The sequence below is a fragment of the Variovorax sp. P1_H12_2 genome, assembly GCF_056405335.1.
Genome location: NZ_JBFUCI010000379.1, coordinates 1 through 6,334 on the forward strand (window position 1 = coordinate 1; position 6,334 = coordinate 6,334).

Genomic DNA, 6,334 nt, shown 5'->3' on the forward strand with positions numbered 1-6,334 from the left:
CGCCGAGGGCGGCCAGGCTGTCGGGCACCTCGAGTCCGGCCAGGCCGGCCTCGGCCAGGCCGCCGTGCCCGATCGCCGCCACCGCGCCGCGCGCCCGGGCGTCGGCCAGGAAGGCGTTGGCGTCGAAGCGCTCGCCCTTCAAGGCGACGAACAGATCGCCGGCCGCGAGCGTGCGCGTGTCGGTATGCACCCGCTGGATCGGCGTGGCGAGGTCGCCGACCGGCCGGGCGCCCGGCACCCAGGCCAGGGCCTGGGCCAGCGTCATCATCGGCACCGGGGCGGGCATCCCGGACACTTCACTCATGCTGCGCTCCTTCGCGTCAGCGCATCGATCGCATGCGTCCGGTCCGAGAACGCGATGCGCTCGCCCCCGATCTCCTGCCAGGCCTCGTGGCCGCGGCCCGCGAGCAGCACCACGTCCTCGGGCCGCGCCTGGGCCAGCGTCTCGGCGATGGCGCGGGCGCGGTCGGGCTCGACCTGGGCCGCTTCCGGGCGCGCCAGCCCCAGCAGGATCTGGCTGATGATCGCCGCGGGCTTTTCGCTGCGCGGGTTGTCGCTGGTCACGACCACGCGGTCGGCCTGCGTCTCGGCCACCGCGGCCATCATGGGCCGCTTGGCGCTGTCGCGGTCGCCGCCGCAGCCGAACAGGCACCACAGCGCGCCGCCCCGCTGACGGGCCAGCGGGCGCAGGCCGGCCAGCGCCTTGTCGAGCGCATCCGGCGTGTGGGCATAGTCGACCACCGCGAGCGGCTGGCCGGGCAGGCTCAGGCGCTCCATGCGGCCCGGCACGCTGTCAAGGCCGGCGCAGGCCGCCACCGCTTCTTCGAGCGACAGGCCAAGGGCGCGCAGCGCGCCCAGCACGCCCAGCAGGTTGGCGACGTTGTACTGCCCGATCAGCGAGGTCGCGAGTCGCTGCACCGGCGCGCCCCGCTCCACCACCGTGAAATGCAGCCCCTGGTCGTCGTAGCCGATGTCCCGTGCCACCAGCCTGGCCGGCGCGCCGTCCGCCGACACCGTCCAGACGTCGAGCGCGCCGACACCGGCCTCGACCATGTTGGCGACCAGCGAGGCGCCATGCACGTCGTCGATGTTGAGCACCGCGGCGCGCAGCCCGGGCCAGCGGAACAGCTCGACCTTGGCCTGCCAGTAGGCGTCCATGCTGCCGTGATAGTCCAGGTGGTCCTGGGTGAAATTGGTGAACACCGCGACGCCGATCCGGGTGCCGTCGAGCCGCCGCTCGGCGATGCCGATCGACGAGGCCTCGATCGCGCAGGCGCCGAAGCCGCGGTCGGCGAAGCCGCGCAGCTCGCGCTGCAGCAGCACCGGGTCGGGCGTGGTGAGCCCGGTGTAGGTGAGTTCGGGCGGCACGCCGATCCCCAGCGTGCCGACCACGGCGCAGGGCGAGCGCAGCGCCTGCGCGGCCCGCGACGACAGCGCCTGGGCCAGCCACCAGGCGGTCGAGGTCTTGCCGTTGGTGCCCGTGACCGCCAGCACCTCCAGCGCTTGCGAGGGCGCGTCGTAGAAGGCCGCGGCGATCGGACCGGTCGCGGCCTTCAGGCCGGCGTAGGTGGCGATCGCCTCGCTGTCGAAGCCGAAGGCCTCGCTGCCCTCGCGCTCGACCAGGCAGGCGGCAGCGCCCTGCGCCAGCGCGGCGGCGACGAAACGCCGGCCATCGGTGGCCGCACCGGGCCAGGCGATGAATCCGTCGCCCGCGCCCACCGGACGGCTGTCGGCGTGCAGCACGCCGCGCACGCGGGACTTCAGCCAGTCGGCGGCTTCGGCGGGGCTGTGCAGCTTCGCGATCATCAGAAACTCTCTTCCACACCCTTGGTCACGACCAGGGGTTTGACTGCCAGATCGGGCGCCACGTTCATCATGCGCAGGGTCTGCTGCACGACTTCGCTGAACACCGGCGCCGCCACCAGGCCGCCGAAGTACTGGCCGTTGCTCGGCTCGTCGATCATCACGGCGACGATGACGCGCGGCTTGTCGATCGGCGCCATGCCGGTGAACCAGGCGCGGTACTGCCTGCTGGCATAGCCCTTGCCGACCTGCTTGTGCGCGGTGCCGGACTTGCCGCCCACCGAGTAGCCGATGGTTTGCGCCAGCGGGCCGGTGCCTCCCGGGCCGGCGGCCATCTGGAGCATCTTGCGCACCGCGAGCGCGTTCTGGGCCGAAAACACCTTGACGCCGACCGCCGGCTCGGGGCTCTTGAGGATGGTCGCCGGGATGATGTCGCCGTCGTGCGCGAAGGCGGTATACGAATGCGCCATCTGGAACAGCGAGGCCGACAGGCCGTAGCCGTAGGCCATCGTGGCCTGCTCGACCGGCTTCCACGACTTCCAGGGCCGCAGGCGGCCGGTGACCGCGCCGGGGAACTGGATCTGCGGCTTCTGGCCGTAGCCGAGCGCGGTGTAGGTGTCCCACATCTCGCGCGGCGTCATCTTCTGGGCGATCTTGAGGGCGCCGATGTTGCTCGACTTCTGGATCACGCCCTCGACCGTCAGCGAGCCGTAGTTGTGGGTGTCGCTGATCGTGAAGCCGCCGATGCTCATGCGCCCGGGCGCGGTGGAGATCACGGTCTGCGGCGTCACGCGGCCCGCTTCCAGCGCCATGCCGACCGTCACCGGCTTCATGGTCGAGCCGGGCTCGAAGACGTCGGTCAGGGCGCGATTGCGCAGCTGCTCGCCGGTCAGGTTCTGCCGCTTGTCGGGCACATAGCTCGGGTAGTTGGCCAGCGCCAGCACCTCGCCGGTGATGGCGTCGAGCACCACCACGCTGCCGGCCTTGGCCTTGTGCATCGTCACCGCGTCGCGCAGCTTCTGGTAGGCGAAGAACTGCACCTTGCTGTCGACGCTGAGCTGGATGTCCTTGCCGTCCACCGGCGGCACCTGCTCGCCGACGCCCTCGACCACGCGGCCGAGCCGATCCTTGATCACCCGGCGCGAGCCGATCTTGCCGGCCAGGTCCTTGTTGAACGCGAGTTCGATGCCCTCCTGGCCGTGATCCTCGACATTGGTGAAGCCGACCACGTGCGCGGCCGACTCGCCCTCGGGGTACTGGCGCTTGTATTCCTTGCGCTGGTAGATGCCCTTGATGTTGAGCGCGGCGATCTGCTTGGCGATCGGCTCATCGACCTGGCGCTTGATCCAGACGAAGGTCTTGTCCTCGTCCTCGAGCTTCTTGTCGAAGTCCTTCAGCGGCATCTCGAGCAGCTTGGCGACCTGCTTCAGCTTGGCCCTGACCTCGGGATCGTCGCGCTCGATGTCTTCCGGAATGGCCCAGATGCTCGGCGCCACCACGCTGGAGGCCAGCAGCAGCCCGTTGCGGTCGAGGATCCGGCCCCGGTTGGCCGGCAGCTCCAGCGTGCGCGTGAAGCGCACCTCGCCCTGGCGCTGGAAGAAATCGTTGTCGAGCACCTGCACATAGGCCGCGCGGGCCGCCAGCAGCAGAAAGCCGCCGGCGATGGCCGCGACGATGAACTTGCTGCGCCAGACCGGCGTCTTGCTCGCAAGCAAGGGGCTGGTCGTGTACTGGACGCTGCGGCTGCGGCGCGCCATCAGTGCGCTCCCTTGGAAGGCGCGGCGGGCGCGGGCGCCACCACCGCCGGGATCACGGTCCCATCCTGGCGCACGTACTGCGTGATGGCCGGCGTGGTGGTGCGCATCTTGAGCTGCTCCTTGGCCAGCTTCTCGACCCGCAGCGGCGTCGCCTGGGCGCGCTTCTCGACCTGCAGCCGGTCGCGGTCCAGCTCCAGGCGGCGGGCCTCGAGCTCGATGCGGTGCAGCTCGGTGAAGAGCTGGCGCGACAGGTACTGGGTGTGGACGAGGTAGACGGCCGAGCCGAGAACGGCGATCAGCAGCAGCAGGTTGAGGCGGGCCATGTCAGAGCCCGCCCGGCCGCCCGAAGGGCTCTGAGCGCCCCCTCGGAGGGCAGCGATACACGAAGTGATGAGCGTGGGGGCGATTCATCTCAGATCCCCTCGCTCGTGCGCTCGGCCACGCGCAGGATCGCGCTGCGCGAACGCGGATTGCCGGCCACCTCGGCCTTCGAGGGCTTGATGCGCGCCAGGGCCTTGAGCTTCATCGCCTTCGGCGCGGCAAAGGGCGCGCGGCGGTCGTAGACCTCCTTCGAATGCTGGGCGATGAACTGCTTCACGATGCGGTCTTCCAGCGAATGGAAGCTGATCACCGCGAGGCGGCCCTGGGGCTGCAGCACGGTCAGGCTGGCCTCTAGCGCCTGTTGCAGCTCTTCAAGCTCGGCGTTGATGAAAATCCGAAAAGCCTGAAATGTGCGCGTTGCAGGGTTCTGGCCCGGCTCGCGGGTTTTGACCGTGCCAGCCACGAGCTCGGCCAGCTCGGCGGTGGTTGAAATTGGGCCCCGTTCTTGTCGGCGAGCAACAAGCGCCTTTGCAATCTGAACAGCAAACCGTTCTTCGCCATAGTCACGAATCACCTCCGCAATCTGTTGCTGCTCGGCTGTCGCCAGCCATTCGGAAACGCTCTCGCCGCGCGTGGTGTCCATGCGCATGTCGAGCGGTCCGTCGAAACGAAAAGAAAAACCCCGTGCGGGGTTGTCGATCTGGGGAGAGCTGATGCCGAGGTCCATCAGCAGGCCGGCCACACTGGACGGCGGCAGTTCCCCCAGATCCCTGAAGCCCTGGTGCCGAATGGAAAAACGCGCATCCTCGATGCGCGCTGCTTCGGCCACCGCTTCCGCGTCCTTGTCGAACGCGATCAGCCGGCCCGTCGGCCCCAGCCTGGCCAGGATGGCGCGGGCATGGCCGCCGCGCCCGAAGGTCGCGTCCACGTACGTTCCCGTGGTGTGCGACACATCCGGAAAGAGCGCGTCCACTGCTTCCTGCAGCAGGACGGTCGTATGGGTCCATGGTTGTTCCACAGTGCGCCTCAGAACGAAAAGTCCTGGAAAACGTCGGGCATCTGCCCTTGCGTGGCCTCGGCTTCCTTGGCGTCGTAGGTCGCCTTGTCCCAGAGTTCGAAGTGGTTGCCCATGCCGAGCAGCAGCGCATCGCGCGTGATACCGGCAGCGGCGCGCAGTTCGGGCGAAACCAGCACGCGGCCGGTGCCGTCCATCTCGACGTCCATCGCGTTGCCGAGGAAGACGCGCTTCCACCATTGTGCCGACATCGGCAGCGCGGCGATGCGCTCACGGAACTTCTCCCATTCGGGACGCGGGAACACCATCAGGCAGCCGTGCGGGTGCTTGGTGATGGTGAGATGGCCCTCGGCGGTCGCGCTCAGGACGTCACGATGCCGGGTCGGCACGGAGAGCCGCCCCTTGGCATCCAGACTGAGCGATGAAGCGCCTTGAAACACGACCACGARACCCCGGTGATGGGAGCTGCCGCGAGACCCGAATCAGGCCTCACTCGACACTTTTTCCCACTTAACTGCACTTTTTTGCACTGTAGCAGGAAACAACTACTGCGCAACCGGACGTCACAGGTATTTTTTGTAATGGAATCAACGACTTAGCGGTGTTTTTGCAACCGCAGAAACACCGAATTCCGTTGCAAATGAAGCACTTAGCTCACGCAATGAAAGTAATGCAAGAGATAGCTCSCCCCCAGGTTGGGCTCACTTCGTGTAGCCCGCCCACCCCCTACCGGGGGCGCAGYCAGCGGCCCGGCGAAGCCGGTTCCGCGACTGCCCACGAACAGGCGCGCTGCGCGCAGCCGTAGAAAAAACCCCAGCGCCAGTATTCACCGGCCGGCGCAGCCAGGCCCGTCGGTGAAACACCGCGGAACCGGCTTCGCCGGGCCGCTGGTGTTGCCCCCGGCAGGGGGTGGGCGCCCGGACACGAAGTGCCGGGCAACCTGGGGGCGAGCCACATTTCAAAGGATGAATCGAGAAAGGTCTTCGTCGTGACTGAGTGCCTGGAGTCGCTGGTCGACATAGGCGGCATCGATGCGCACCGCCTGGCCATCCAGCTTGGCGGCATCGAAGCTCACTTCGTCCAGCAGCCGCTCCATCACGGTCGACAGGCGGCGCGCGCCGATGTTCTCGGTGCGCTCATTGACATCGAAGGCGATGCTCGCGAGGCGGGTGACGCCGTCCGGGGTGAATTCGAGCGTGACGCCCTCGGTCGCGAGCAAGGCCTGGTACTGCTTGACCAGCGACGCCTGGGTCTGCGTCAGGATACTCTCGAAGTCCGCCACCGACAGCGACTGCAGCTCGACCCGGATCGGAAAGCGCCCCTGCAGCTCCGGAATCAGGTCGCTCGGCTTGCTCAGGTGGAAAGCGCCGCTGGCAATGAACAGGATGTGGTCGGTGCGCACCACGCCGTACTTGGTGCTGACCGCCGTGCCCTCGAC

The 6,334-nt window shown here is 68.2% G+C and carries 7 protein-coding genes; all 7 read right to left on the bottom strand.

Features of this window, described 5'->3' with window-relative positions; all coding sequences use genetic code 11:
* Positions 1-304 (bottom strand): Mur ligase domain-containing protein (locus tag AC1D2K_RS27610; protein ID WP_478092673.1); only part of this gene is annotated, 304 nt, incomplete at its 3' end.
* Positions 301-1,806, bottom strand: coding sequence for a UDP-N-acetylmuramoyl-L-alanyl-D-glutamate--2,6-diaminopimelate ligase (locus tag AC1D2K_RS27615; protein WP_478092674.1), 1,506 nt, complete (start codon positions 1,804-1,806; stop codon positions 301-303). The genes AC1D2K_RS27615 and AC1D2K_RS27610, both read right to left, overlap by 4 nt.
* Positions 1,806-3,560 (bottom strand): peptidoglycan D,D-transpeptidase FtsI family protein, encoded by a 1,755-nt coding sequence (locus AC1D2K_RS27620; protein ID WP_478092676.1) that lies wholly within the window; start codon positions 3,558-3,560, stop codon positions 1,806-1,808. The genes AC1D2K_RS27615 and AC1D2K_RS27620 overlap by 1 nt, the downstream gene beginning before the upstream one ends.
* On the bottom strand, positions 3,560-3,883 hold the full coding sequence (gene ftsL / locus AC1D2K_RS27625) for a cell division protein FtsL (RefSeq protein WP_478092677.1): 324 nt from the start codon (positions 3,881-3,883) through the stop codon (positions 3,560-3,562). Before ftsL ends, AC1D2K_RS27620 begins: the two co-directional genes overlap by 1 nt.
* A gap of 89 nt (positions 3,884-3,972) precedes the next feature.
* Complete coding sequence (rsmH, locus tag AC1D2K_RS27630) at positions 3,973-4,899, bottom strand: 16S rRNA (cytosine(1402)-N(4))-methyltransferase RsmH (protein ID WP_478092678.1); 927 nt, start codon at positions 4,897-4,899, stop codon at positions 3,973-3,975.
* A gap of 8 nt (positions 4,900-4,907) precedes the next feature.
* Positions 4,908-5,336 carry a division/cell wall cluster transcriptional repressor MraZ gene (mraZ, locus tag AC1D2K_RS27635; RefSeq protein WP_478092681.1) on the bottom strand — a complete coding sequence of 143 codons (429 nt, stop codon included), beginning with the start codon at positions 5,334-5,336 and terminating at the stop codon, positions 4,908-4,910.
* Between the two features lie 518 nt (positions 5,337-5,854).
* On the bottom strand, positions 5,855-6,334 hold a 480-nt coding region (locus tag AC1D2K_RS27640), incomplete at its 5' end, for an AAA family ATPase (RefSeq protein WP_478092679.1).